The organism is Streptomyces solincola (assembly GCF_002982015.1).
Classification (GTDB): domain Bacteria; phylum Actinomycetota; class Actinomycetes; order Streptomycetales; family Streptomycetaceae; genus Streptomyces; species Streptomyces solincola.
Map to the genome: position 1 here is coordinate 1 of NZ_PVLV01000165.1, position 23,722 is coordinate 23,722.

23 protein-coding genes are annotated in these 23,722 nt (G+C 70.2%); 2 read left to right on the forward strand and 21 right to left on the reverse strand.

Going from position 1 to position 23,722, the window contains the following annotated elements:
* Positions 1-99 precede the first annotated feature (99 nt).
* From C6N75_RS12650 to C6N75_RS12695, 10 genes are all read right to left on the reverse strand, one after another.
* Complete coding sequence (locus C6N75_RS12650; RefSeq protein ID WP_105868977.1) at positions 100-660, reverse strand: hypothetical protein; 561 nt, start codon at positions 658-660, stop codon at positions 100-102.
* A 312-nt stretch (positions 661-972) separates the two neighbouring features.
* The gene (locus C6N75_RS12655; RefSeq protein WP_105868978.1) at positions 973-1,296 is read right to left on the reverse strand and encodes a hypothetical protein; all 324 of its coding nucleotides are present in this window, start codon (positions 1,294-1,296) and stop codon (positions 973-975) included.
* Between the two features lie 84 nt (positions 1,297-1,380).
* Positions 1,381-1,812: a hypothetical protein gene (locus C6N75_RS12660; protein ID WP_105868979.1), complete on the reverse strand. Its 432-nt coding sequence runs from the start codon at positions 1,810-1,812 to the stop codon at positions 1,381-1,383.
* Positions 1,813-1,916: 104 nt separating this feature from the next.
* Entirely contained in the window at positions 1,917-2,300 is a 384-nt protein-coding gene (locus tag C6N75_RS12665) for a hypothetical protein (protein WP_105868980.1), read from the reverse strand.
* Between the two features lie 11 nt (positions 2,301-2,311).
* Entirely contained in the window at positions 2,312-6,250 is a 3,939-nt protein-coding gene (locus C6N75_RS12670; protein WP_105868981.1) for a hypothetical protein, read from the reverse strand.
* Positions 6,251-6,325: 75 nt separating this feature from the next.
* Entirely contained in the window at positions 6,326-7,543 is a 1,218-nt protein-coding gene (locus C6N75_RS12675; protein WP_105868982.1) for a hypothetical protein, read from the reverse strand.
* The gene (locus tag C6N75_RS12680) at positions 7,543-8,517 is read right to left on the reverse strand and encodes a hypothetical protein (protein ID WP_105868983.1); all 975 of its coding nucleotides are present in this window, start codon (positions 8,515-8,517) and stop codon (positions 7,543-7,545) included. The genes C6N75_RS12675 and C6N75_RS12680 overlap by 1 nt, the downstream gene beginning before the upstream one ends.
* Before the next feature lie 107 nt (positions 8,518-8,624).
* Positions 8,625-9,566: a hypothetical protein gene (locus tag C6N75_RS12685; protein ID WP_105868984.1), complete on the reverse strand. Its 942-nt coding sequence runs from the start codon at positions 9,564-9,566 to the stop codon at positions 8,625-8,627.
* Entirely contained in the window at positions 9,553-13,581 is a 4,029-nt protein-coding gene (locus tag C6N75_RS12690; RefSeq protein WP_105868985.1) for a hypothetical protein, read from the reverse strand. The genes C6N75_RS12685 and C6N75_RS12690 overlap by 14 nt, the downstream gene beginning before the upstream one ends.
* A 285-nt stretch (positions 13,582-13,866) precedes the next feature.
* A complete protein-coding gene (locus C6N75_RS12695; protein WP_105868986.1) occupies positions 13,867-14,397 on the reverse strand; it encodes a hypothetical protein in 531 nt (176 codons plus the stop codon).
* A gap of 261 nt (positions 14,398-14,658) precedes the next feature.
* Between C6N75_RS12695 and C6N75_RS12700 the strand changes: the two genes are divergently transcribed.
* Together C6N75_RS12700 and C6N75_RS12705 are read left to right on the forward strand one after the other, a co-directional pair.
* A complete protein-coding gene (locus tag C6N75_RS12700) occupies positions 14,659-16,116 on the forward strand; it encodes a ParB/RepB/Spo0J family partition protein (protein WP_105868987.1) in 1,458 nt (485 codons plus the stop codon).
* A 34-nt stretch (positions 16,117-16,150) separates the two neighbouring features.
* Positions 16,151-17,083, forward strand: a complete 933-nt coding sequence (locus C6N75_RS12705; RefSeq protein WP_105868988.1) for a ParA family protein — start codon at positions 16,151-16,153, stop codon at positions 17,081-17,083.
* An 85-nt stretch (positions 17,084-17,168) separates the two neighbouring features.
* On the opposite strand, the gene C6N75_RS12710 is transcribed toward C6N75_RS12705, so the two are convergent.
* The 11 genes from C6N75_RS12710 to C6N75_RS12760 all read right to left on the reverse strand — a co-directional run.
* Positions 17,169-17,762, reverse strand: coding sequence for a phage tail tube protein (locus C6N75_RS12710; protein WP_105868989.1), 594 nt, complete (start codon positions 17,760-17,762; stop codon positions 17,169-17,171).
* 60 nt (positions 17,763-17,822) lie between these two features.
* A complete protein-coding gene (locus C6N75_RS12715) occupies positions 17,823-18,233 on the reverse strand; it encodes a hypothetical protein (protein ID WP_105868990.1) in 411 nt (136 codons plus the stop codon).
* Complete coding sequence (locus tag C6N75_RS12720; protein ID WP_105868991.1) at positions 18,230-18,673, reverse strand: hypothetical protein; 444 nt, start codon at positions 18,671-18,673, stop codon at positions 18,230-18,232. The genes C6N75_RS12715 and C6N75_RS12720 overlap by 4 nt, the downstream gene beginning before the upstream one ends.
* A gap of 2 nt (positions 18,674-18,675) precedes the next feature.
* On the reverse strand, positions 18,676-18,924 hold the full coding sequence (locus C6N75_RS12725) for a hypothetical protein (RefSeq protein ID WP_105868992.1): 249 nt from the start codon (positions 18,922-18,924) through the stop codon (positions 18,676-18,678).
* A 112-nt stretch (positions 18,925-19,036) separates the two neighbouring features.
* On the reverse strand, positions 19,037-19,570 hold the full coding sequence (locus C6N75_RS12730; protein WP_105868993.1) for a structural protein: 534 nt from the start codon (positions 19,568-19,570) through the stop codon (positions 19,037-19,039).
* A complete protein-coding gene (locus C6N75_RS12735; RefSeq protein WP_105868994.1) occupies positions 19,570-19,899 on the reverse strand; it encodes a hypothetical protein in 330 nt (109 codons plus the stop codon). The genes C6N75_RS12730 and C6N75_RS12735 overlap by 1 nt, the downstream gene beginning before the upstream one ends.
* A gap of 1 nt (position 19,900) precedes the next feature.
* A complete protein-coding gene (locus C6N75_RS12740) occupies positions 19,901-20,536 on the reverse strand; it encodes a poly-gamma-glutamate hydrolase family protein (RefSeq protein ID WP_105868995.1) in 636 nt (211 codons plus the stop codon).
* Between the two features lie 27 nt (positions 20,537-20,563).
* Complete coding sequence (locus C6N75_RS30655) at positions 20,564-21,430, reverse strand: hypothetical protein (protein ID WP_181160455.1); 867 nt, start codon at positions 21,428-21,430, stop codon at positions 20,564-20,566.
* A gap of 12 nt (positions 21,431-21,442) precedes the next feature.
* Positions 21,443-21,955 (reverse strand): hypothetical protein, encoded by a 513-nt coding sequence (locus C6N75_RS12750; RefSeq protein WP_105868996.1) that lies wholly within the window; start codon positions 21,953-21,955, stop codon positions 21,443-21,445.
* A 69-nt stretch (positions 21,956-22,024) separates the two neighbouring features.
* The gene (locus C6N75_RS12755; RefSeq protein ID WP_105868997.1) at positions 22,025-22,507 is read right to left on the reverse strand and encodes an IPT/TIG domain-containing protein; all 483 of its coding nucleotides are present in this window, start codon (positions 22,505-22,507) and stop codon (positions 22,025-22,027) included.
* A 63-nt stretch (positions 22,508-22,570) separates the two neighbouring features.
* Positions 22,571-23,722 (reverse strand): hypothetical protein (locus C6N75_RS12760; RefSeq protein ID WP_105868998.1); only part of this gene is annotated, 1,152 nt, incomplete at its 5' end.

Here is a 23,722-nt window from a genome sequence, read left to right on the forward strand (position 1 = left end):
CCGTACCCCGTACTCCCTGCGCGGGGGTACGGGGTACGGATCGTTCAGCGGAGGCGTACCCCTCGGGGAAGGTACGCCCTCGTACGGTACGGCGTTGGCCTACCGACCGGCGGCAGCCGCCTGGGCCGCGTCGCGCTCTTTCCGGCGCTCCTCGGCAGCGAGCCGATCGGCCTCTTCCTCCTCACGCACCAGCGCAAGGAAGCGCTCCGGGTGCTCGTCGGCCAGACGCCGGCGCGCGCGGCTTCGGGGGCTGCGCTCGGGCAGCAGGTGACCGCGGCGGGCCACGACCCCGGCCCAGATGTAGAAGAAGAGCTGCGCCTCGGTCTCCGCCCTGGCCCGGAACTGGCTCAGGCGCCGGCGCCGCGCGTTCTCGGACTCGTCAGCGGGAGGCGGCAGGTGCTTGTCCGGTTGGGCCACGAGGTCGGGGAGCAGCCGGCGGGCCTTCTTGGTGAGCTGCGGCGACCGGATCGCGTACGCAACGACCGGGTCCCGGTCGGCTTCGTCCGCCGCGATGAACGCCGCCAGGGTGGCGGCGAACTGCCGGTTGGTCAGGGCGGTGAAGGCGTCGATCTGCGCGGCGACGGCCTCGGGTTCCGGCTCGGTCCAATTGCTCTGGCGCGAGCCCCTGCCGTCGGGCACGTCGTGCTTGGGTGCCGCCATTCCGGCTGGCCCTCCTGGACTCGTTCGTGGCCGGCCGGGGCCGACAGCGGTACGGGCAAGGTGGCCGCCCTGCGACCGATCTCCCCGCGGCCGGATCGTCCCGGATAGCGGCCGGTCCCCGGCGTTCTGGGCCCCGAAGGGGCGCAGTGTCTTGGGTGGTTCTCGCGGTAACGCTCCGGGGTCAACCCTGAAGGAGGACAAACACCCCAAAGAAACGCGAGTCCAGCGCCTGCGACGGTGAGATCGGCGGCACGGCGGCCACCTAGAGCGGATGATACCCGCGCGGCCTCCGGGGGCCGCCATCGTGCGGTCCTATTCGGCCGCTGAGGCGGTTTTCGGACTGGTGACGGACTCGATGACCGGGGCGATGCCGCTGGGCTTCCAGATCAGATCGTGGGCGCTCTGGGAGACGGCGAGGACGGCTCCGATCGTGCCGAGCGTGGGGAGGCCGTGCTGGAACTGGTCCAGCCCGCTGGTGGAGACGACGGTGACGACGCCGGCGAGCAGGGCCATGACGGCGGCCACGATCTTCTTGTTCCGTACGGACCACTCGGGGCGCTGCACGACGGCGGTGATCAGCGGCATGAGGCCGCCGACGGCGGAGCCGGTGCCGATGAGCTGGAGGGTGGAGGACATGGGGTTCCCGTCTGTCGGTGGGTGAGACGGCGAGAGAGTGCCGCCCGGCCGGGGCTTGCGTCCCGGGGAGCGGGCGGCGTCGGGTCAGTCCCGGTCCTGGGCGTCCACGTCGGCTTCGATCTCCTCGGGCGGGGCGGGGGCGGCCCGGCCGAGGGTCTTCGCCACCAGGTCCCGCAGGTCCCGGATGTACTCCAGCGCCGCGGCCTTCCAGCGGCGCCACTGACGCTGCTCTTCCTCCAGGCGCTCGACCTTGCGCTCCAGGTCGACCTGTCGCTCTTCCAGCGTCGTGACCCGGGCCATCGTGGACTCGTTCACCGAGCGCTGCTGTTCGAGCAGCGAGGTGAACCCCTCCGTCACGGTCTTCATGGACGAGACGAACGTCTGGCCCTCAGCGATCTCGGCATCGGCCTTGTTCTTCTTCGTGTTCTGCCGGTACACAAGCCAGCCCCCGCCGAGGACTCCGGTCATGCCGAACAGCGGGGAGAGGACGGGCGCCAGAGAGGTAAGCCACTCCACGGGCGCCTCCTCGGTCAGTGATGGTCAGGTTCGGGTGCGCGGGAGCCGGGGCCCGTGAAGGCCCGCGGCTCCCCGCATCCGGCAAGCTGCACCATCGAGCCGGCTTACGTCCCCGGCGGCGGCGTTTCGGTGGCCGCGCTCGGGCTGACGCCAGCGACCGGGTTCCATCCGACGCGGATCGCGGCCAGGAGCTGCTCGTCGCTGATGGCCGCGGCCATCGCCACCGGGTCGGTCGTCCCGGCCGCCGCCGCCGCGATCATGAGCGGCGGGGAGACGACCAGCCCGACCATCATCGCGAGGGCCTGCGCCTCGGTGGGGCTGAGCACCGTCTTGGCCAGGTTCCAGCGCAGGGGGTATCCCGGTGTCTCCACCGGCTCGACGAAGACCTCCTGCGCCACCACGGCGATGGCCATGCGCACGCGGGGCAGTAACGAGGGCTCGCAGGCCAGGGCGCACAGCGTGGACAGCGGCAGGGGCAGGGCGGACATGGGGCGGTTCCTCACTTGGTGTAGGTGACGCGGAGCTTCGGCGGGTTGGTCTGGCCGTAGCCGCGGGCGCGGCCGTAGTAGGTCGAGGACGTCGAGTTCGGGTCCAGGGCGATGCCGCGCCACGACGTCGAGTCGAAGACCGAGGTGATGTCCACCCACTTGCCCTCGTTGCGGGCCCAGGAGATCGTCGTGGCCTCGCTGTCCGAGGAGAACGTGGACGGGCGGGAGGCGTGCTTGTGGGCCTTGATGACGGCCTTCCCGCCGCTGTTCGAGTACCAGTGATCGAAGTAGAGGTAGATCTCCGCCTTCGAGATTGTGGCGCCGGACAGGTCGGTGGCCAGGCTGGACGGGAAGCCGATCAACGACGCCTGGGTGCCGTTCGTGGACGAGTAGTAGCCCTGCATGCAGGAGTTGCCGTAGTACGAGTTGTACGAGCTGCGGCTGGCGTACGAGCCGGACCAGGAAGCGGAGTACGTCTTGGTGTATTTCTGCACGGGCGGGGCGGTCGTGCCGCCGCCGTCGTTGTACTGGCCGGTCTCCGGGACGTGCGGGCCGATGTCCTCGATGTAGAAGTAGCCCATCGACGTGGTGGACCCGGTCATGTCGCAGGTCTGGCCGGACGGCCCCAGCGCGTTCTGGAACGTGATCAGGTACCGGTGCAGGCCCGCTCCGAGACCGGTGCCGTTGGAGATGTACTCCATCCGGCAGGTGAAGGAGTTCCCGAGGGCCATGTGGGTCACGTCGATGTACTTCAGCGTTGACGTGATCTTGGGGGTACCGGTGCCGCCGTCGCGGAGCCGGATCTGAAGCTCTCCGCCGGCGGCGGACGGGTTGGCGCGGGCGGAGAAGACGAACCTGTACATCCGCGTCGGGTCGATCTCGCAGGCCAGCTCCACAAGCCCCATCTCGGTGGCGGACGCGGTGCGGGTACTGGCGATGTAGTCGATGGCCTGGAGGCCGCGGGGGTAGACGTTCAGGTACTCCGTGAAGTCCGAGCCGCCGATGGTCAGGCCCTCGGCGACGGCGAGACGCTGGAACCCCGCGGCACCCTCCTGGTCGATCGTCGCGACGGGCAGGCCGCCGGTCGACAGCGTCAGGTAGTTCGGGCGGCCGGTGACCAGAGCGACCGCTTCCTCTCCAGCGTCATCGAACAACTGGAGGCCGCGTGGGCTGATCTCCGCTCGGGCCCCGGCCACGCCGGATGCCAGGACGACGCGGCACGCCGCGTTGTCGTACTGCACGGTGCCCGCGCTGGAATCGACGGTGGATATCGCCACGCGGAGCTGCACGGTACCGGCGGGGGCGGCTACATCCGGGACGCCGCTGATAGAGGTCCAGGCGCCCTTGACGGCGAGACCGTCGCCGGTGGTCAGGGTGCTGTAACCGAGGATGTTCCCGGAGGCGTCCAGCCACTGTCCGTAGAGACTGAGGCGGAGTCCGTTCCAGTTGCTGGAGGCGAAGTAGTCCATGCTCAGCCACAGCTTCGTTCCGGGAACCGCGGGCAGCGTGGCCAGGGTCATCGACCGGGTGACGACCGTGGCGTTGGCGGCGTTGACCTGCAAGGCCCGTGGGGTGCCGTTGCCGGGCGTCGCGATCGACCACCACTGATTCGAGGCGGCGCGCTGGTCGGACACGGCGCCCTCGAATGAGGGGTCCGCGATCACGTTGCCGTCGGTGCCCAGGGACAGGCGGTCGGCGGTCAGGGAGCCAGCTTTGACGTGGGTGGCGTCGATGACTCCGGCCGCGATCTTCGTGGCGGTGACGCTGTTCACGGCGAGCTTGTCCGCGGTCACGGACAGGGCGGCGATCTTATCCGCGGTGATCGCGAGCGCCGCGATCTTCTCGGCGGTGACGGCCAGAGCCGTGAGCTTGTCCGTCGTGACGGCCCCGGCGAAGATCTTCGGCGCGGTGATCGCGCCGTCCGCGATCTGCACGCCCGGGACGACGGGCCTGACGGCTGCGTTGTCGAACCAGACGGCGCCGGCCGTGGCGTTGCCTGACTCGGCCCGGACGCGGCCCTGCACGGCGTCTACGGGGGCCGTGACGGTTCCCGCGAAACGGGCCCACGCGCCCTTTGCGGGGGCGGTGGTACTCAGCTTGCTGTAGCTGAGGATCGTGCCGTCCGACTTCTCCCACCGCACCTGGAGGTTGATCTCGGCACCGGCCCAGTCCGTGGAGGGGTGGTAGTCGGTGGCGATGTAGAGCTGGTCCCCGGGCGTGACGGGCAGCAGGGTCAGTTCGGCGGCCCGGTACGCGGGGGTCGCCGAGACGGTGTCGATCTTCAGCGAGGACGGGGAGCCGTTGCCGAACGTCTTGTCCTGCGCGAGGAAGGTCTGCTTGGCGGCGATGGCCGCGCCGCCTGCGCCCTCGAAGGAGGGGTCCGGCAGGACGTTGGGGCTGCCGACGATCGTCAGCTTGTCCGCGGTGATCGTGCCGGCGGCGATGGCCGGGGTCGTGACGGACCCGGCGGACAGCTCCGAGGCCGTGACGGACCCGGCCTTCAGCTCCCGCGCCGTGATGGCGTCGGCGGCGACCTTCCCGGCCGTGACGGAGTCCGTGGCGAGCGCCGCGGTGGTCACCGATCCGGCGACCAGGTTGACGGAGTCGACAATGCCCGTCTTCAGGGCCTCCAGGGTGACGACGTCCACCTGCATGGTCGCGGCCGAGTTCGCCGCGTTCTGTTCCCCGTAGTTCAGCCACAGGTACGGCGTGATGAACCGGACGTCGGCGTGGACCAGGCCGGCCGCGCGGGGGTCGTTGTTCGGGCCCGCCGAGCCGTTCGCACCGGCTGCGGCCCGGCCGTTGAGGAAGCCGATGACCTGCACCCAGCCGTCGCCGGTCGTGATCGCCTTTCCCGACGCGGCCACGTAGTAGTGCGAGTTCGGACTGTCGGGGGTGCCGTTGCGGTTGACCAGCGTCTTGCCGTCCGCGCCGAGCCCGGCAACGCCGACGTAGAACGAGTCCGCGCCCGCTGCGCCCGCCGCGGTGAGCCGCACCCGGGCGCTCAGCCGGTACAGCACGCCCGGCTCGTACGGGATGACCGTCTGGCCGAGGATGCGGTTGTAACCCTTAGCCTGGCCCACCGTCTGGCCGGTGGGGGCGTCCGCGATCCCGGATAGGTGCTCCCAGGTGGCGCCGGTGCCCTTGTCGTTGATGGTCCAGGCGGCCGAGTCGCCCATCGCATCGACGTAGCGCTGCGCCGCGCTGTCCGAGAGGGCGCCGCCGAGGGCGTTGATCGTCACCGCGCCTTCGGCGATCTTCCCGAGGGTGACGGCCGCCTTGGCGAGCTTGTCTTCGAGGACCGCGCCGTCGGCCAGCGCGGTCGTGCCCACGGCGCCAAGGGCGATCTTCGCGGCCGTCACCGCGGACTCGGCGAGCTTGACCTCGGTCACGATCCCGTCGACCAGGTCCTTCGGGACGGCCTGACGGGGCTGGCCTTGTACGGCCGCTGACGGGGGCCCGGTGACGGCGGCGGTGTTCTGGCCGACCAGGCGCACCCATACGGCGTCGTATCCCTCGACGGCGATGGTGACCGTGCCGCCGAGCGGGGCGGTGATGTCGGCGACGTGCGTGGTCACGTCCGGGGTGAAGTCGGCGGTCTGGCCGACGTGGACCTGGACGAGGAAGAAGTCCGAGGGGGTGGTGTAGCTGTCGTCCCACTGGCCGTCCCAGCCGACCACGAGCCCGGACAGGCGGGCCTCGATGGTGGGAGGCATCGGGGTCGGCGGTGGGACGGTGTTGACGGGGACCAGGGCCACCGCGCCGTCCGGCTGGACGCCGACGCTGCCCTTCAGGGTCCCCTCGGCGTCGTAGATGTCGAGGGAACCGCCCTCGATCGAGGTGTAGGCCGCCTGCGAGGTCCGCTCCAGCGCCTGGAGTCGCCGGTCGTAGTCGTTGAGCAGCGCCGCGAAGGCCCGCGCATCCGACTGGTTGTCCAGGAAGTTCGCCATGGCCGCGGATGCTGCTGCGGCAGAGGTGCTTGCGTCCCGGGCGCTGTTCCCACGGGGAACAGCGCCCCGGCGGCGTCAGTAGTGGAAGGAGTCGCTGCGCTTGAGGGTGAGCACGACCAGGCCGTCCGCGCTGATCTCGTCGGCGACGATCCGGTGCCACACCTGCACGTCGCCCACCCACGGCACGTGGACCTGGACGAGGATGTCGTCACCGAGGGACCAGGACCCCAGCCGGGCGTTGGGGTGGTCAACGATCTGGATGGCGGGGATCTGGAGCGCGGCCGTGCGGCCGGCCAGCTCCTGCTCGCCGCGCTTGCGCAGCGCGCTGTCGGAGCTGAGCGTCTTGTCCGTGACGGTGGCGACTCGGCGCAGCCGGTTGTCGCTGCGGTAGACCTGGGCGCGCTTCATCTTCTTGCCCTCGCCCGTGCCGAGGACGACGACTTCGTTGGCGAAGTCGTCGCCCATTCCCTCGGGCTTGGCGATGGCGAGGATGTTCTCGCCGTCGGCGAATCGCAGATCGGTGCGCTTCCGCCCGAGCCGCGGCTTCCCAAGGGTGATGCGGTGGGAGATGGTGTTCCCGCCGCCGGACCAGGAGTGCGACTCGACCCAGTCGAACGGCATGTCGCGGGCGAGGCTGTCGAGGGCCTGCCCGCAGTCGGGGTTGTTCCACCACGCCAGTTCCCAGGGGTCGGAGCCGTCCTTGGCGCCGAGGAGTTCGCCGGAGTCGTGGCTGTCGATGGTCAGGCCGAGGTTGCCGTTCGGGCGGCTCTGGATGTGGCTCCAGATGGAGCGGAACGCGTCGTAGGTGTCGATGCGGGGACCGCCGTAGGGCTTCGGCGGGTCGGGTACGCGCTGCTTGCCCTTCTTGCCGTCGACCCAGCCGTCGTGGTTCTTGTCCTTGCCTGCGTAGGGGTCTTTCGGGGTGATCAGGGCGCCGGAGATCAGGTAGCCCTCGAAGGGGATGCCCTGGGGGTAGGCGGTGAAGCCCTCGCAGTTCACCGTGCACTTCGCACCGTCGAACGCCGTCTTCGTGACGAGGCCGCCCCACCGGATGACGCCCTCGATCTCCAGGTAGAGCTTGGTTCCCCAGTCCTGGAGGATCGGCTGGCCGTCGGAGCCGATCATGCGGGCGTACTCGGGCTCGATGGTGCCTGCCAGTGCACCGGGGCCGGACAGCTCCCGCTGCGGGTTCGAGGAGAGGGAGAGAGGGACCTCCCAGTCGAGGATGGGTTCGGCGGTCCCCGCCCACCTGCCGGCCGCCCGTTGCGCGATGTACCTCCAGCCCTCCGGCATCAGTACTCGTCCTCGTCGGGGGCCTCCACGAACTCCACGTCCGCGATGATCGAGGTGGACCCGTCCACGCTCAGGTCACCGGTCTCGACCTTGGACATGTACGTCTGGAGGTAGAGGTTCTGCGTGGTCCCTCGCAGGGCCGTCGAGACGCTGAGGTTGTCGGCGACGACGACGGTCTGCCGCCGGGTCTGGGTGCCGGTGTCGTCATCGATCACCGTGTTCTGGCCCTGGATGCCGGCGAAGACGTTTTGCATGGACGCGAACACGTCGGACTTGGTCATCCGCAGGCCCGCGATCGTCGTCACGATCTTCACGCGCGTCGCCCACCGCGGGATGTCGATGCTCCACTTCGCTGCTCCCGGCCACGTGTGCCACTTGTTGTCCGAGTAGCTGAGCGTGCTGAGCGAGCCCGGGAACGAGGTGAACAGGCGGCGATCCCGGCGCGGGGCCACCATCGTCCGCAGATCCTTGATCATGGACTGCGTGATGGCGTTCGTGTTCGGCGGGATGTCGATCCGGGCCAGGACGATCGCCGAGTTGTTGCTGCTGAGCGAGCGCACGTCCGTCGCCGTCTTCGGCACGTTGCTGACCACGCGGGTGTAGATGTACGGCCCGACCTTCGGGTTGGACGGCTGCGGCCACGTCTCGCCGTACGCGTACGGGTTCTCGACGCGGGCCACGATCAGGTCCGAGCGGGCCGACACTCCGGTCGCGGCGATCGAGACGCGGTCGGCCGTCGGCAGCCGGCCCGCGTACGCCTGGTAGGTGGCGCCCGCGGTCCGGTTCTCGATGGCGCACGCCCCGGCGGTGATCTGCACCTCGGCGGCCGGGGTGGACAGGGCCTTCACCCGTAGGTCGCCGGAGCCGACGACGCCTTCAGCCCCTCCGAACGCCGCGTACGCCAGCAGGCGGGCGACCTCCGCGCTGTGCTCGGCACCGCCTTCGGTGAACCACGGCACGTTGTCCCAGGGCATGACACTCCTCCGCTGCTTGGGGGTTGGGCAGCGGGACTGTTCACCGTGGGAACGCCTTGCGTCTCGGGCCGACGGCCGCGGGAGCGGTGTTCCCACGGGGAACAGCGTCAGAGGTAGGCGTAGGCGTCTCTCCAGGCGACCGTCATGTACGCCGTGCCGGTCTCGTCCGTGCCGCGCAGCACGAAGTCCTGACGGCCGATCGGGACGCGCATGTCCGCCAGGCGGGGCGAACCCCGGTACAGCGATCCGGCGACGGAGGCGCTGCCGTTGCGCAGGACGGTCCGTACCCAGGGGCGCGGGTCGATGACGACCCGTTCGCCGGCCCCCAGCGTCAGGTTGAGGCTCGCCTTCCAGCGGCCCACGACCTCGCACACGGGTTGGGAGATGGGGCCGTAGATCGTGATGACGGGCCACGCGGGCTTCGTGCCGCCGATCGTCACGTCGCTGGTCGGCCGGGACCCGCTCTCTCCCGTCATCGTCAACGGCGTCGTCAGGGGACCGACCAGGCCGTAGTGCGGTGGCGGCACGAGGTCCACGCGCAGCCGCTGCTCCACGTCGTCGTAGGCGGTGTCGTCCAGGCACGTGAAGGTGGCGACCACGGGGGTGTAGCCCTGGCGCGTCAGCCGCGAGCCGGCGGGCGCGCACCTCCTGGGCCGCCCGTAGAAGAGACGGGCCCGGCCGCCCTGGGTGGTGCGCAGGACCGCGGGCGTGGCGAAGCGTCGGCGGACCGCTTCGGCGTCCCACGCCTGGAGCATCTTGGAGACGGCGCCGAGGTTGGCGCCGTGCCGTCCGTGCGCGTCGGCCGCGTCGTCCACGGTGTCGACGCCGACCTCGAAGGTGATGGTCGCCTGCGAGCGGAAGTCCTGGCCGAGGCGGACTCCGTCCTCGCGGGGCATCGGGGTGTCTCCGGCGTCGGTGTCGCCGTAGGTGATCTCGTATGGCTCCAGCAGGTAGTAGCCGGTGCGGAACGTGCCGAACGTGAAGTTGGCGGCTGGGTGCACGCCGTTCGAGCTGTACGACAGGTTCCACTCGCCCTCAGCCAGCGGCATACGCACCTCCGCGGCGGATGCGGCGCAGCTCGAACAGCGCGTCGCCAAGGGCTTCGCTTGGGGACATCGGGGCTCCGGTCATCGTGAGGTTGAGGTCGCCGCCGACGAGCGAGGTGTTCCCCGTGGGAACAGCGCTCCGCGGGGCGGTGGTGGAGGTGCTGGCGCGGTGCATGGAGACGGCGCCGTTCGCGAAGGCGCTGAGGGCCCCTTGGCCGGGGTAGACGACCATGCCGCCGAACATCCGGGCGACCTCATCGAGGATCATCTTGCTGCGCTTGCGCTTGGCTTTGGCCAAAGGCAGGTAAGCCTCGCCCCCGGTCTCGTCCTCCGCCCATATGCGCCATTCGCCCGCCTTTGCGATCTGGGCGACGTGGCGTTCGGTGCCGTTGGCGAAGGCGCGGATACGGCTGCCCGCGGCACGGATGCCGCCCTCGGCGTAGCGGAGGATGCCGCCGTTCGCCTGGGGGCGGCCGACCACGGACGGCTTGCCGGACTCCGAGTACTGGACGGTGACGTGCACCGTCTTGCCCGTGAGCCCGTTGATCTTCTCCTGGATGCGCTGGACCTGGGCCAGGGGTGTGGCGTTGGGGGCGGTGATCTCGATCTTCTTGCCCTTGAGCACCTTGACCTCGTAGCCGAGATCCTTCAGCTCCTCCTGGGCCAGCTTCGTCGGCGCCTCCATCTTGAGCTTCTTGCCGGCGGGGAGACCGGCCACCTTGTCGCGCACGCCGGTCAGGTCCGTGACGGCCTGCTTGACGAGGGTCTGGACGGTGACCTTCTTGCTCCCGGGCGTGGCCGCGAGGTCGCTGACGAGCGCGCCCAGGCTGGCCCTGGCCGTGCCGGTCGGCGCGGAGATGCTGACCTGCTTGCCGCCGGGCAGCTTGGTCACCTCGAACCCGAGGTTCTGCAACGCCGTGATGGCGGCGGCCGTCGGGGTCTTGACGGTGATCGTCTTGTTCGGGGGCAGGGCGAGGAGCTTGGTGGACAGGCTGAGGATGTCGGCCGTCACCTTCTCCATGCCGTTCGCCTGGAGCAGCACGGACACGGAGGACGGGATCAGGCCCATCTGGTTGGCGAGGCCGGCGGCCTGGTCCTTGGTCAGGCCGAGGTCGGTGCCGTACTTGATCGCCGCATCGCGGGCCTTCTGCACTTCGCCCTCCGCCATCTTCATGGCCTCGGGCAGGCTGATCTGGTGCTGCTTGGCCATCTCGAAGGCGGCGTTGGCCGCGTCGAGGGAGGAGTCACGCAGCTCGGTGATGTGCTGGTTGTAGTCCTGGCCGGCGCGCGTGACGGTCCGCAGGCTGCCGTCCTGGTTGATCAGCTCCTTGTTGGCGTCCTTCAGTTCCTTCGTGTTGTTGGCGATGGCGTCGTTGACCGACAGGACGGCCGCGTTGACCCGGGTCTGCGCGTCGTGGAAGGACTGCGTGCCGCCGGTCAGCTCGTCCAGGGCCCGCTTCAGGCCGTCGACCCGCGAGTCGGCGGTGGCGGTCGCGCTCGACATGCCTTCCACCGCGGTCTTCAGCCGGGTGAAGGAGTCGGTGCCCTTGTTGCCGCTGGTGTTGGTGGCGTCCGCGAACTCCTTGTACTTCTGCTTGCCCTTCTCCAGCTCGCCGCTCATGCCCGACAGGGCGTCGGCGGCGGCCTTGTACTCCTTGCCCTTGTCGGTCATGACCTGCTTGCTCGCCTTGCCGCCGGCGACGTCCTCCCAGTGGAGGGTGGCGTCGGCGGCGTCGCGGAGCTGCTTCTCCAGCTTCTCCAGGCCGTCGCCGTCGTCCAGGTAGGCGTCGGTCAACTGCCGCAGGTTGATGCCCGCGTCGCGCATCGCGTCCACGAGCTTGCCCTTGCCGTCGGCGAGGTCAGCGTCCTGGAGGAGCTGCGCGGCCTGCGCCCTGACATTGGCGTCAATCGCGCCGTTGGAGTCCCGCAGGGCGGTCGCGAGGGAACTGATGCGCTCCTTGTGGGCCTCGGTCGCCCGCGCGGCCTTCTCCTGGCTGTTCGCCCACAGGCCGATGAGGATGGTGCCCGCCGTGATCGCTGCTGCCCACGGGCCGCCGAGGGCGGTGACCATGCCGCCGAGGGCCGTCTTGAGGCCACCGCCCGCGACGCGGATAGCGCCCATGGACCCGGACAGCCGCCGGCCGTCGGCCGCCGCGGTGCGGTAGGTCGAGCCCATCCGCTGCCACATCGTGGTCTGCGTGGCGACGCCCGCCGCGCTGGTGGTCGAGACGGTGCCCACCTGGCGGATCGATCCGACGAGGCCCTGCACGCCGCGCGAGATGCTGGTGGCGACCCTCAGCATGAGCAGGCCGCCGAGGAAGGCGCCCAGGGCGAAGCTGGCTCCGGGGATCACGTTCATGATCCCGTTGAAGATGTTCAGCAGGCCGTTCAGTGCTTGGAGGAGAGCACCGAGACCGAGACCGGCCGAGGACAGGGACGCGATGGCGCTGGCGATGTTGGAGATCAGGCCGATGACTGCCGGTCCCACCGAGCCGCCGATGGAGTCGAGGAAGGCGCCGACCGCCGGCATCAACTCCGTACGGATCTGGCGGACCAGGTCCGTGACGCCGCTGTCGGTGGCCATGCGGCCGAGGCCGCGCACCAAGTCCCCGACGAGCGCGTTGAGCTCGTGGAAGGTCGGAGCCGCGTCGCTGAAGAACTTCTTCATCGACTTCTGGCCCTCGCCCGAGTTCGCCCAGCGGTTGAACCGCTGCATGGCGCCTTCGAGGCCGTCCAGGAGGGCGTTGCCGGAGTCCATTCCAGCGCGGGCCACGCCCGCGATGCCCTTGCCGAGTTCGAGGGTCGTGCGGCCGAGCTGCTTGGCCTTGTCGGCTGCGTGGTCGAGGAACTTGCCGAGGGAGCCGGTCTCGCGTCCGGCCTGTGCGGACGCGCGAACCCAGAGAGTGAACCTTTCTCCGGCCTCGGCGACGCGTTCCACGAACGGGCCGCTCGCCACGAGGAAGTGCCCGGCCGCCGCCGCGAGGTTGGCGACGCCGTCCGTGACGTTGCCGATGACCTTGCTGTTGGACGCGGCGACCGTCTTGAAGTCCTTGGCGAACGGGCCGCTCTGCATGGCGTCCGCGCCGCGCTTGGCGAGGTTGCCCATCTGCCCGGCGGCGTCACCGAGGGCGCCCTTCAGCAGCGGCAGGACCGCCGACGACAGGGGCTTGATCTCGTCGGAGATCTTCGAGAAGAAGCGTTCCTGCACGGACTGCTTCATCGAGCGCCACTCGCCGCTCAGGCTCGCGACGGTCTTCACCGTGGCGCGCGCGGACGTGGAGAGCCCCTTCAGGGACTCGTCCAGCGCCGTCTGCTGGGCCTCGGTGAGCTTCGTGCCGGCGGCGAGCTGCTGCTGCGCCTTGAGGGTCTGCTTCAGGGCCTCGCCGAAGCCGCTGAAGGCGACCTTGGTGGCGATGGCCGCGGTACCGCCCGCGAGGATCAGGCCGGGGATGGCGCCGAGGACACCGACGGCCGGCGCCGCTGCGGACACCAGGGCGGTGAGCGCGGCGCCGTACTGGGTGATGGCGGCGATGGCGGGCTGCGCGACCGAGACGAGCGCGCCCATCGCGAGCATGCGCAACTTGCCGCGCCCGCCCCGGCCGCCGCCCATGCTGAACTGGAACGGGACGTTGACCGGCTGGGCGTCGGCTTCGTCCTGCGCCCCGCGCAGCAGCCGGCGGATGCGGCCGAGCAGCCCGCCGCCGGTGTCCCCTTCGTCGTCCGGCCGTACGGGTACGCGGACGTCGCTGTCGGCGACGCGGCGGGCGACTTCGTCCAGCTCTCCGCGCAGGCCGTCGCGGTCGACGCGGACGTTGACCGTGGCGGTGACGCCCTTGGACGCCTTCTCGACGGCCTTCTTCAGACGCTTCCGCAGGCCCTTGTCGTCGATCTCGACCTTGACCTTGGCGGCCAGGCCCTCGGCGGCGGCTTCGACCTTGGTCCGCAGCTCGGCCGCGAAGCCGTCCAGCACCGAGACGACCGTGACCTCAAGGCGGCCGGCCTGCAACCCCTCAGCCATTGGGGCGCACCATTCCTCTCCGGGCGGCAGCCGCGAGCATCTTGCGGTGCCCGTTCATGGGGGCGGGCTGCTGCTGCGCCGGAGCGCTGTTCCCCGTGGGAACAGTCGAGTCGGACGGCGTCGGGTAGGGCCGGGCGATCGTCCGGTGCTCCTTGCGGCGCCGGTCGGCGGCGAGCAGCGAGACTTCCTCGATGAGCTGCGCCAGGAGTTCGGTGTGGACCGTCCAGCCGCCTATGGGGCCGGAGGCGACCCGGGACTCCTCGGGCAGGCCGTCGAGGTACGAGATCAGCCGTCGGAGTCCGATGAAGCCGGGCTGTCCTGGGCGGAGCCAGACGCCTCGGGCGTCGAGTCCGTTGTGGAATCGGGAGAGGTCGGACTCGACGTCGCGGAAGCGTTCGCGGAGGAGGTGCCCGACCTGAAGAGCTTTCCCAGGTCCACCCCGTAGACCTGGCCGAGGGCCTTCGTGAGGCGGACGTAGTCGGGGATGGACGGCCGTACGGCCTTGAAGTCCTTGTAGGTGTCCTCCCCGAGGAGTTCCTTGTAGATCTCCTTGACCGCCTCGTAGAACCGGGCGGGGAGCTGCGGGCGCCGGAAGATCAGCTCCACGATCTCGCCGGTCGTGGTGGTGCCGCTCTCCGCGTTGACGATGTCGCGGAGGATGCCCATGAGGTCCAGTTCGTCGGAGAACAGCGGATCGAGGCAGTCGGCCGGGATCTCGGCCGGGAAGATGAACTGCTCGCCGCGCAGCCGCACGGGGATGCCGTTCGGGTACTGCACCTCGCGACGCTCGGCGTCGAGGTCAATCACGAAACTCATGGGGTGGTCCTCCCGGGTGGGGTGTCGAAGCCCGGGGAAGGTAGGAGGACCGCGCGGCTAGCGTCTCGGGCCGACGGCACGAACACGGTCGGGCGCCGCGCAGCCGGCCTTCTCCTATCAACCTTGATACCTAGAACCGGCTGGGAGGTGTTCCCACGGGGAACGCCTCGCCGCGTGTTCTCGGTATCTGGGCGCAGACCCGGGGGGTCTGGCGGATAGCCTCTATCGCGTTCACATCGTCACGGCATCGCAAGGAGCAGCGTGGCCCTGCAAGTAGACAAACCCAGGAAGGCTGCGGCGAAGCCGCCCAAGTCGGGCGGCGATACGCCCAAGTCTGAGCTGTACAAGCGCGTCCACCAGAACGGGGACGTGATCGAGGTCCCCGTTGAAGACATCGACGCGAACCCGTTCAACGACCGCGAGATGGTCGACCTGGAGCAACTCGCGGAGTCGATCCGCGAGGACGGTCTTCTCAGCCCGGTCACCCTGATCCGCCGCACGACGTTCGCGGAGGCCCATCCGGACGCGGCCGAAGGGCTGACGAAGGAATGGGTCCTGGGCCCCGGTGAGCACCGGTGGCGAGCGACGATGCTCGCGGAGCAGCGGACCATTCGCGGCATCCTCCGCGACGACCTGGCGCCGAAGATCCGCGGCATCCTCCTGCTGGAGAACGTCTACCGGACCGACCCCAGCCCCATGGAGAAGGCCCGGCAGATCAACGACGCCATGGAGAAGGACGGCCTGTCGATCCGCGAGGCCGCCCGAATCCTCAAGATGGGCTCCACCAGCGTTCACAAGCTGACCGAGCTGCTGAAGCTGCCTGCCGACGCGGCCGAAGCCGTACACCGCGGCACGCTGGTTCCCACGCACGCCCGGAAGTTGCTGACCCTGGACGACCCGCAGAAGGTGAGCCAGGCCCACCAGCTCATGGAGCAGCGCGGGGTGAAGGTGGACGAGGCGATCCGCCTGGTCCTCGCCGGTGAGCCGGACCCCGCGGATGACGAGGCCGAGGACGAGACCGCGCCCGCAGGAGAGACCTCACCCTCCGGAGCGCCGGAGTTGGAGCCGGCGGGCGGCGCAGTACCCGCGCAGTCCCGGGTCGAGAGCACTGACGAACAGCCGTCCCCGGACACGCCGGAGAACGAGGACCAGTCCGAGGGCGAGGACGAGGGCCAGTCCGAGGAGAAGACCGGGGAGACGGCTGCGCCGAAGCCGCCAGCCGTCCGAAAGTCCCCGAAGGCGACGGCGACCGCCGACCCCTACGCAGCCGAGCGGGACACCGCGTCGGCCGACCGGGATGCCGCCTGCTGGTCTCTCCTCCAGCGTGACGACTACGCGACAGGCGAGCAGGTCGCCGGCACCATGGCCCGTGCTCTCCTCGTTCCCTTCAAGCAGGAGGCCGCGCGGGCGAAGGCGCACGTGTGGCTCCGGAAGGCCAACAAGCTCGGTTTCGACGTGAGCAACGCGGACGCCTACCACCAGGCGGTACTCTCCTCGCGCGATCCAGAGCTGATCGCCCGCGTCACGTTCGCCACCGCACTCGCCGCGAGCGAGATCCGCGCGGCCGACCGCCGCCGTCGCACTTGGGACCAGCACGACGCCGCCCACGTCCAACTCCTCATCGAGAGCACCGGCTACGTCCCTGAGACGGACTGGGAAATGCGAGAGCTGACCCGGCACAACGTGTCCGTCCCTGAGAAGCAGCCCACCGAAGGCTGAGCCCCCTGTCCATCCGATCTACCCGGAGCACACCATGAGTTCAGCCAAGACCACGGCCGTCGCCCACAGGGATCTTCTGCCTCGCGGGCGTCTCAACCCGCTGATCCTGGCGATGGTCCTCGCCGCAGGCGGGACGGCCAAGACCACCACGACGACCATCCTCGGGACGATCCTCGCGCTCCGCGGGTACATCGTCCGCATCTTCGACCTGGACCCCCAGTGCAACACCTCCGAGATTCTGGGCCGGCGAGAGGAGCACAAGGAGCCCGACCAGAAGACGGTGTGGGACCTCATCAAGGGCGAGGCCACACTGGACGAGGCCACCGTGCCGGCCCGCTACCGGACCGGGTACGACGAGGACGGCGACCCGACGTTCGCGGAAGTCCCGAACCTGTTCGTGGTGCACGGCGACAGCCAGCTCACCGACACCGACACCCTCCTGGCGAACAAGCCGAACAAGTTCAGTTGGTTCTACAACTTGACCGGGCAGTACACCAGGGGCGCCCTGGTCGCTCAGGAGCGTGAGATCTGGCTGCTGGACCTGCCCGCGAACTACGGCAAGCTCACGCTCAGCACCCTCTTCGGCATGACCGACGACGACGAGGTGATCCCGCCCCTGCTGGTTACGGGCAAGGAGTCCGGGGCGCTGGAGAAGCTGCTGCGCGAGCTGCTGCGCATGCAGAAGGAGTTCGCCGGCGACATGGCGCCCGCGTCGCCGTCGGTGAAGAACATCCTGCTGTGCGCGACTCCCACGTCGAGCCACAACGCGCAGGAGTACCACGACACCGTCGAGGAGGTCGAGCGGGACTACCCAGGCATGGTTCTGCCGTACGTCCGGCACAGTGGCGTGACGGCGAAGCAGTACCGCCGCCAGGTCACGCCGCCGATCTCGGACCCGAAGTCGGCGCCGTCGGTGGACTACGAGAAGGTCGCTGACGCCCTCGGCTTCCCCGACCTGGAGCCGTAAACTGCACACGCCCAAGGCCCGTACCGATCGTGGAAGTCGGCATCTCCCACGCCCGGTACGGGCCTTGTCGTTGTACCTCTCCAGGTTACGCGGCGTCTGCGAACGCGGGGTCGTTGGTGATCAAGTACCAGGCGTCCGAGTCGTCGCCTCCCTGGACTGCGAGGCGCAGCGGCAGGATCGATTCCTTCGCCTTCTGGAGGTCGGTCTGCACGCCCTCCATCTGCATGGCTCGCGGGATGATGTACCGGTAGATCTTGGCGCCGTCGATGACCTCGATCACCGCGGCGATCTCGGTTCGGCCGCCGATTCGCGGCGGCGCGAACTTGTAGTGCTTGGCCCCGGTGCCCCCCGCCGCCGGGGTGATCTCCGAGATGGTGCCGCCGCCGAATACGGCCTTGAAGTTCTTGGCGTTCCACTGCTGGAGGTCGACTTCGATCGTGGCCGAGTCGGAGGTCTGGAAGGTGCGGGACGGGAAGTCGGTCTGGGCCGACTTCACCTGTTCGAACTGGGGCTCCTCGTTGAACTTGAGGCTGTCCTCGGTGGTCAGGCCGACCGAGAACCAGCCTTCCGGCATCGTGACGGTCGCGTCGGCGGGAGCCTCCGTGCCGACGACGGCGAGCCAGAGTCGGGTACGTGCGGGGACGACAATCTGTGTCGCGTTGGTGATCTCGCCAGCCATGGCGGTGGGTCTCCTCGTGGCCAGGGGAAAGGGCCGGGCCACGATGCGAAGGACGGCTGGCTACCGTCCCGGGCTCAGAAGTGCGGCGGGCACGCCCACGGCCTGGTCGTGGAGTTGCGCGGCGCGGTCGGGGAACGGCGCAGGGCACGGCAGGAGCGCGGACGCCAGGGCCTCGGCGAGCGCCGCGGTGATCCGCTCCCGCTGGGCGTGCTCCTGGATGGCGCGGATGGTCCACTCGCACTGGAGCGACGCGGGCGGCACCAGATGCCGGATGACGCGCAGCGGCACGGTGAACGTGGTCGTGTGCTGCACGGGCCAGCCCTCGGGGAGGACGACGTCCAGGTCCTCGTCGGCCTCGAACGTCACGTCGCTGGCGTAGCCGACATGCGTCCACGCTCCGGCGTCGTCGGGGGACGTGCCCACAGGGGCGATCCACACGGTTCTGTTGTCCACCATGTCGGTGCGGGTCACGAGGTCTCCGGGTTGGGGTGCTGGGTGATGAGCAGGCCCATGACCCATCGGGGCTGGCCTGTCTCCAGGGGCGATTCGAGGAGCACGCCGGAGGGGCGGACTCCGCTGATGATGGGAAGGCCGGGGGTCGGCGGCGCCTCGGGCAGCTCGGCCGCGGCGACCGCGCACAGCTTGAGGATTCGACTGAGGGCGGCCGGGCCGGGCCAACCGCCCGGGTCGCCGAACAGCTCCAGCGACACCTCCGGCTCGGTGCGCCACGTCAGGGTGCCGAGGTCGCCGCCGGGGCCGGCCGCGACGCGTAGGTGCGGCCACGGGGCTTCGCGGGTTCCAGAGACATGGCCGGGCCCGCCGAGCGCTTCCGTGACCTTCGGGTGCTCGGCGAGCCAGGCGAGGACGGCCGCGACCTCATCCGCGTCGGCGAGGGCGTAGGCGTCGTTCATGGTCAGGCGCGTCCGCGGGCGATGTAGCCGTTGCCGCGGAGCTGCCGGGCGTAGTCGGGAGACACGAACGCCTTCTGGCCGGGCTGGTAGTCGCGGCCGGCGATGCGCAGGTGGTGGGCGAAGGTGACCTCTTCGGGGGTCTGGCCGTGGCGCAGCGCCGGACCGACCACGGTCTTGGTCTCCTCGATGGCGGTCTCCGCCGTGGTGTCGAGCTCGGTGGTGGCGGTGGTGGACTTCCGGGTGTTCGTCATGAGGCGGAAGAGTGCAGGAGCGGGTGGCTTGTGTCGCCCGCTCGCGAGCCGGCCCGCCGCTATCAAGGTTGATACCCGCGGCCGGCTCGCGGACTGTTCCCCGTGGGAACGGCTACCGGTGGCGAGCGGCGACCACCGCGGCGGCGCGCTGCATGTAGAAGGCGCCCTGCGCTTCGAGGTTGCCGGGGTAAAGGGTGCCGATCTCGGCCTCAACGACCCAGTCGCCTTCCGCGACGACCTTCACGGTGACGGTGGAGCCCGCGACGACGGGCGGCAGGGTCCGGATGTTCCGGGATATGCCGTCGGGGATGCTCTGGGCGTGGCACCGGCAGTTCTTGATGTTGGCGACGGCCCGTGACGAGGAGTCGCGCGGCTCCTTCATGTAGGTGATGGGCCCCAGGCCGCGGTGCTGCATGTCCCACTGCATGGAGTTGACCTTGAAGCGGAGGTTCGCGGGTACCTCTTGGCCGTGTGCGGCGACGTGCGTGGGGCGGACCTTGTCGTCGGCGACGGTGATCCACTTCTTCGTCGGCGGCGCGAAGACCTTGGCCTGCCGCTCTACTTCGCGGGCGATCTCGTGGATCTTCGGGGCGACGAGCTGGGCGAGCTTGTGCTCCAGGCCGGGTTCCGCATGGAAGGTGGCCATCACGGCACCTCCGGCGGGTTGAGGGTGGCAACGATCGCGACGTAGTCCGCAGCGCTGAACCCCGGCACCCGCTTGAGCAGCGCGGTGACGACTGTCCACAGCCGGGTCCCGTCACCGATCACGTCGCCGGGCTCGATCGGCCAAGCGGCCGGGTCGGCGCGCAGCGTCCACGAGCCGTCTGCCTGCTCGTTCGCGGCCCCGGGCCACGTCCCGCGCGCGGCGGGCCGGGCGTCAGGCGGCGGCGGTACGGGCACGCCGCGCGCGTCCCGGCCCCAGGGGTGGGCCAGGACGTACACGGTGAGGCTGCGGTCGGCCAGCACGACGGCCATGTCAGCCCTGCCCCGCGGTGACCAGGCACTTAGTGATGCCCGCGTTCACGGCGGCGACGTACGCGGTGAACGCCGGCGTCGTGCTCTTGCGGCCCGTCCGGGTCATGTCGCCGTTCACGAAGAACGCGGTGCGCTGCGCGGTGGTGAGTTCGAGCTGGACGCCCATACCCCTCGTGCCACGGTTGCAGATGTTCTGGGGGTCGTTGCCGTTCAGCTCTTCGCTCGCCAACTGCACGGTGAACCCTGCCTCCTTCAGGCTCTGCCCGATCTGATCGCGGAGGTTGTAGTCGAGGCCGCCGAGGTAGGTCGTCGCGGTGGCTCCGGCAGCGCCGTGCCAGGAGACGACGTGGGAGGCGGCCCGCACCATGGCGAGGGCCTGCGGCTCGTCGTACCGGGTGCTGGTGACGTGCAGCTCGTCGTTGCTGCCGGCTGCCTTGAATCCGTCGAGGGTGTACCAGTCGTGCATGTCGCCGGACGCCGCCGCAGCGAGTTCCGACGTGCCGGTCTCGATGCCGCCCCCGTGAATCGCTAGGTGCAGCAGGGTCGAAAACGCCGAGATCCGCCAGGAGCGCTGGTAGTCGATGCCCTCGATCTGCCCGCTCGCCAGTTCGGCGTAGGAGTTGTAGAGGTCGCCCATGAGGGTCCTGTCTGGTTCGGGGCCGGATTACCAGCGGCTGTAGCGGCGCCCGCGGCCGTAGGGCCAGGGCGCGGCCGGAGCGGTCGGGATCGGCCGGTAGAGGCGCTTGCGGTATCCGGCCAGGGAGTCCAGCGCTGGCAGGGCTCCCGCCTGGCCGGCGAGAGGGGCCGCCTCGTAGCTGATGGACTGCCCCTCGGCGGAGACGGAGGTGACGCGCCGGCCGCCCCCGTCGGCGCCCGCGGTGGTGCGGATGCTTTCGGAGGCGTGGGCGATCACGTACCGGACGATCGGCTCCTCCAGGACGCCGTCCAGGCCGACGAGGAGCTGCACGTCGTACGCGCCGTCCAGGTTGTCGATGTGCTGGACCACCGTGACCGCGTCGTCCAGGTGTTGGATGGGCCACGCCTGCGGGTCTTCGAGGTCGTAGCCGAACAGCGGGTGCACCCCCAGGAGGGTTCGCGGCTGGGGGACGACGGGGCGGCCGAGGTAGGCGACCACGTCGGCCTGCGCCTCGGCGATCACGGTTCGGTATTGCTCGCGCTGGGCTGCGGTGAGCGGCAGGGGCACGCCGAGCTTGTCGGCGATCTGCTCGGCGGAGGCGAGCAGCCCGGTACCTAGCGGGAAGTCCACGCGCACGGTGCGGTCCGTGGTGGCCGGCTGGTCCTTGCCGGGTGTGAAGGTGACGGTGCACCAGTACCGCCCGTCCGGCAGGTTCTCCGGCAGCGTGAACCGGTAGACCGTCGAGCGCAGCCGTACGGCTGGCCCGGCGGTCGCCACGACGGTGCCGTTGCGCTCGGGGGTCGCGTACAGGTCGATGCGGCTGACCTGGCCGCCGTCGGTGTCCGGGTCGCGCATGGCGCCTGCCCAGACAGGTCGGTAGTCGTACACCGCCACTTTGGGTTCCCCCTACTCCGCGGCCGGGGCGAGCTGGGCGCGGAGCCGGGCGACGACCCGCTCCATCTGCCCGCGCTTCAGCTCCGCACCGATCGGCACGAGCAGTCGGGTGGCTGGTGTGTTGTACGCGCCCATGCCGACGTGCTCGATGAGGCGGGCGGTGCAGCGGAAGGTGTTGCCGTGCGGCGGCTGCACGTGCACGAACACCGCGTCGGGGTCCGCCGGGGCCTTCCCGGTGGCCTCGTCCACGATGTGGTCGCTGATCTGCGCGGGCAGGAGCTGCTGGGCCGTGGTCATCGGGTCGGGCTCTGGAAGGGGCTCCGGCTCGGCCGGGGGCTCCAGCGGCGCCACGTCGGGCACCTTGGTCTCGGCCGGCTCGGGCGTCTTGGCCTCGGTCTCGACGGCCGCCGTCTTGTTCTCGGCGGCCTCGGCCGGCTCCGGGGCCTCCACCGTGTCCGGGGTCTTCTCCTCGGTACCGGTGTCGGCGTCGGTCGTGGTGGTCTTGCGTGCGCGGGGCGGGGTCACAGGGTCCTCCTGCCGTGTTCGTGAACGTGGAGGAGGAACCCTGGACCGTGCGCGCCGCTACCGTCTCGGTCAGGCGTAGGTGTAGGCGTTGGACTTGGTGACGTTGCCCGCCTCGTCGGCGACGACGACGCTCACGGCGCCCGCCGTGCCCGCCGGGGTGGTGACCTGGATGCGCCCGGCGGACAGCACCTTGAGGTCCGTCCCCGTGGCGCTGCCGAACTTCACGCTGGCCACGCCGTCGAGGTTGGTGCCGGTGATGGTGACGACCGTGCCGCCGGCGGCCGGGCCGGTGGCGGGGCTGACGGCCGCGACCGTGGCCGGGGGGAACAGCGCGTCGATCTGCGACTGGCGCAGGATCGTTCCGGCCTTGTACAGCAGGGTCTTGATGGACCCTTCCGGCACGCTGTCGCGGGTGTCGCTGGGGCGCGTGCCCTGGTCGTGGTGGCGGGTCGAGTACACGTCCGCGGTGACCCGCTTCAGCGGGTCGGGGGCATCGGTGGCGGGGAAGGCCGCCTTGGTGATGCGGGCGCCTGCCGTGTTGTAGAGGCCCATGGGGTTCCCTTCAGTGGAGTACGGAGAGCGCAGCGTGCCGCAGCCGGGCGGCTTGGGTCCCGGTCACAGGATGCGGAGGTCGTCCCAGCCGTCGGCGGTGACGGAGAAGACGAGCAGACCGGGCTGGGACACCTCTCCGGAGCGCATCGCGTACCAGTCCGAGCCGTTATCGAGCGTGGGGGCCTGCACCCACAGGCGGCCGGCGCCGAGCTGCTGGGCGCGGAAGTGGTGGAAGTGCCCCGAGACGAGGATCTTGGCGTCGGCGATGGGCTGGCGACCGAAGGTCTGCCCGCGCCACCAGTCCGGGGCTTTCTCTGGGCGGGGGTACTGGTGGCCGTGGTTGAGGCCGACGATCGTCCCGGCCATGTCGAGGCTGACGGTGTCGCGCCAGGGTTCGGGCGTCACGAAGGAGACGTGGCCGTAGGCGTCCGTGTTCTTGGCGTAGGCGTCGGCGATCTGGCTCATGACCTCGATGCCCCAGTCGTCCTCGGGCGGGCCCACGGGGTCCTTGCCGCGCCGGACTCTGGCGTGGTTGGAGCCGCAGGTGGCGGCGACGACGCGGGGGAAGGCGGTGGCGAGCCGGTCCAGGCCCTCGAACGTCAGCCTGCGGTGGACGCGCACCATCTGCGTGAGCGTCAGGTCGTTCGTGAACGCCTGACTTGTAACATTTTCGAATCCTTCGATGCAGTCACCGGCGTCGAGCCAGTACGCCGCGTCCGGGCTGCGCCCGACCTTGCCGAGGTCGCGCAGGTGGTCTTCGAGCCGGTCGAACCGTTCGGCGACCCGGGCCACCAGTTCCTTCGTGCCGCCGTCCCGGCCGACCTTTCCGGCCTGCGGGTCCGCGTACACCACGGCGAGGGCCCGAGCGCTGTTCGCCGCCGGGGTGCGCGGCTTGCGACGGCGTCGCATCACGTCCCGGATCAGGGTGTTGAGGTCTTCGGCGGAGGCCCAGCCGGGCACGGTCGGCTCGATCAGGTAGCGGCAGCGCCACACGGGCCGGGTCACGGCGTCGTCGCCCTGGGCGTCGCGGTGCCACGCGGCCGGGTCGTGGCGGGCTTCGACCAGGCGTACGCGGTAGCCGTCGGGGACGCTCAGCCCCAGGTCTTCGACGCGGGCGCGCCAGCCGGACTCGTCCTTGGGCGGGGGGTCGGCGGCCGGCGCCGTGACGAGCATGGCGCCGCCGGGCTCGTACCGTACGCCGGGCTCCCATCCCTT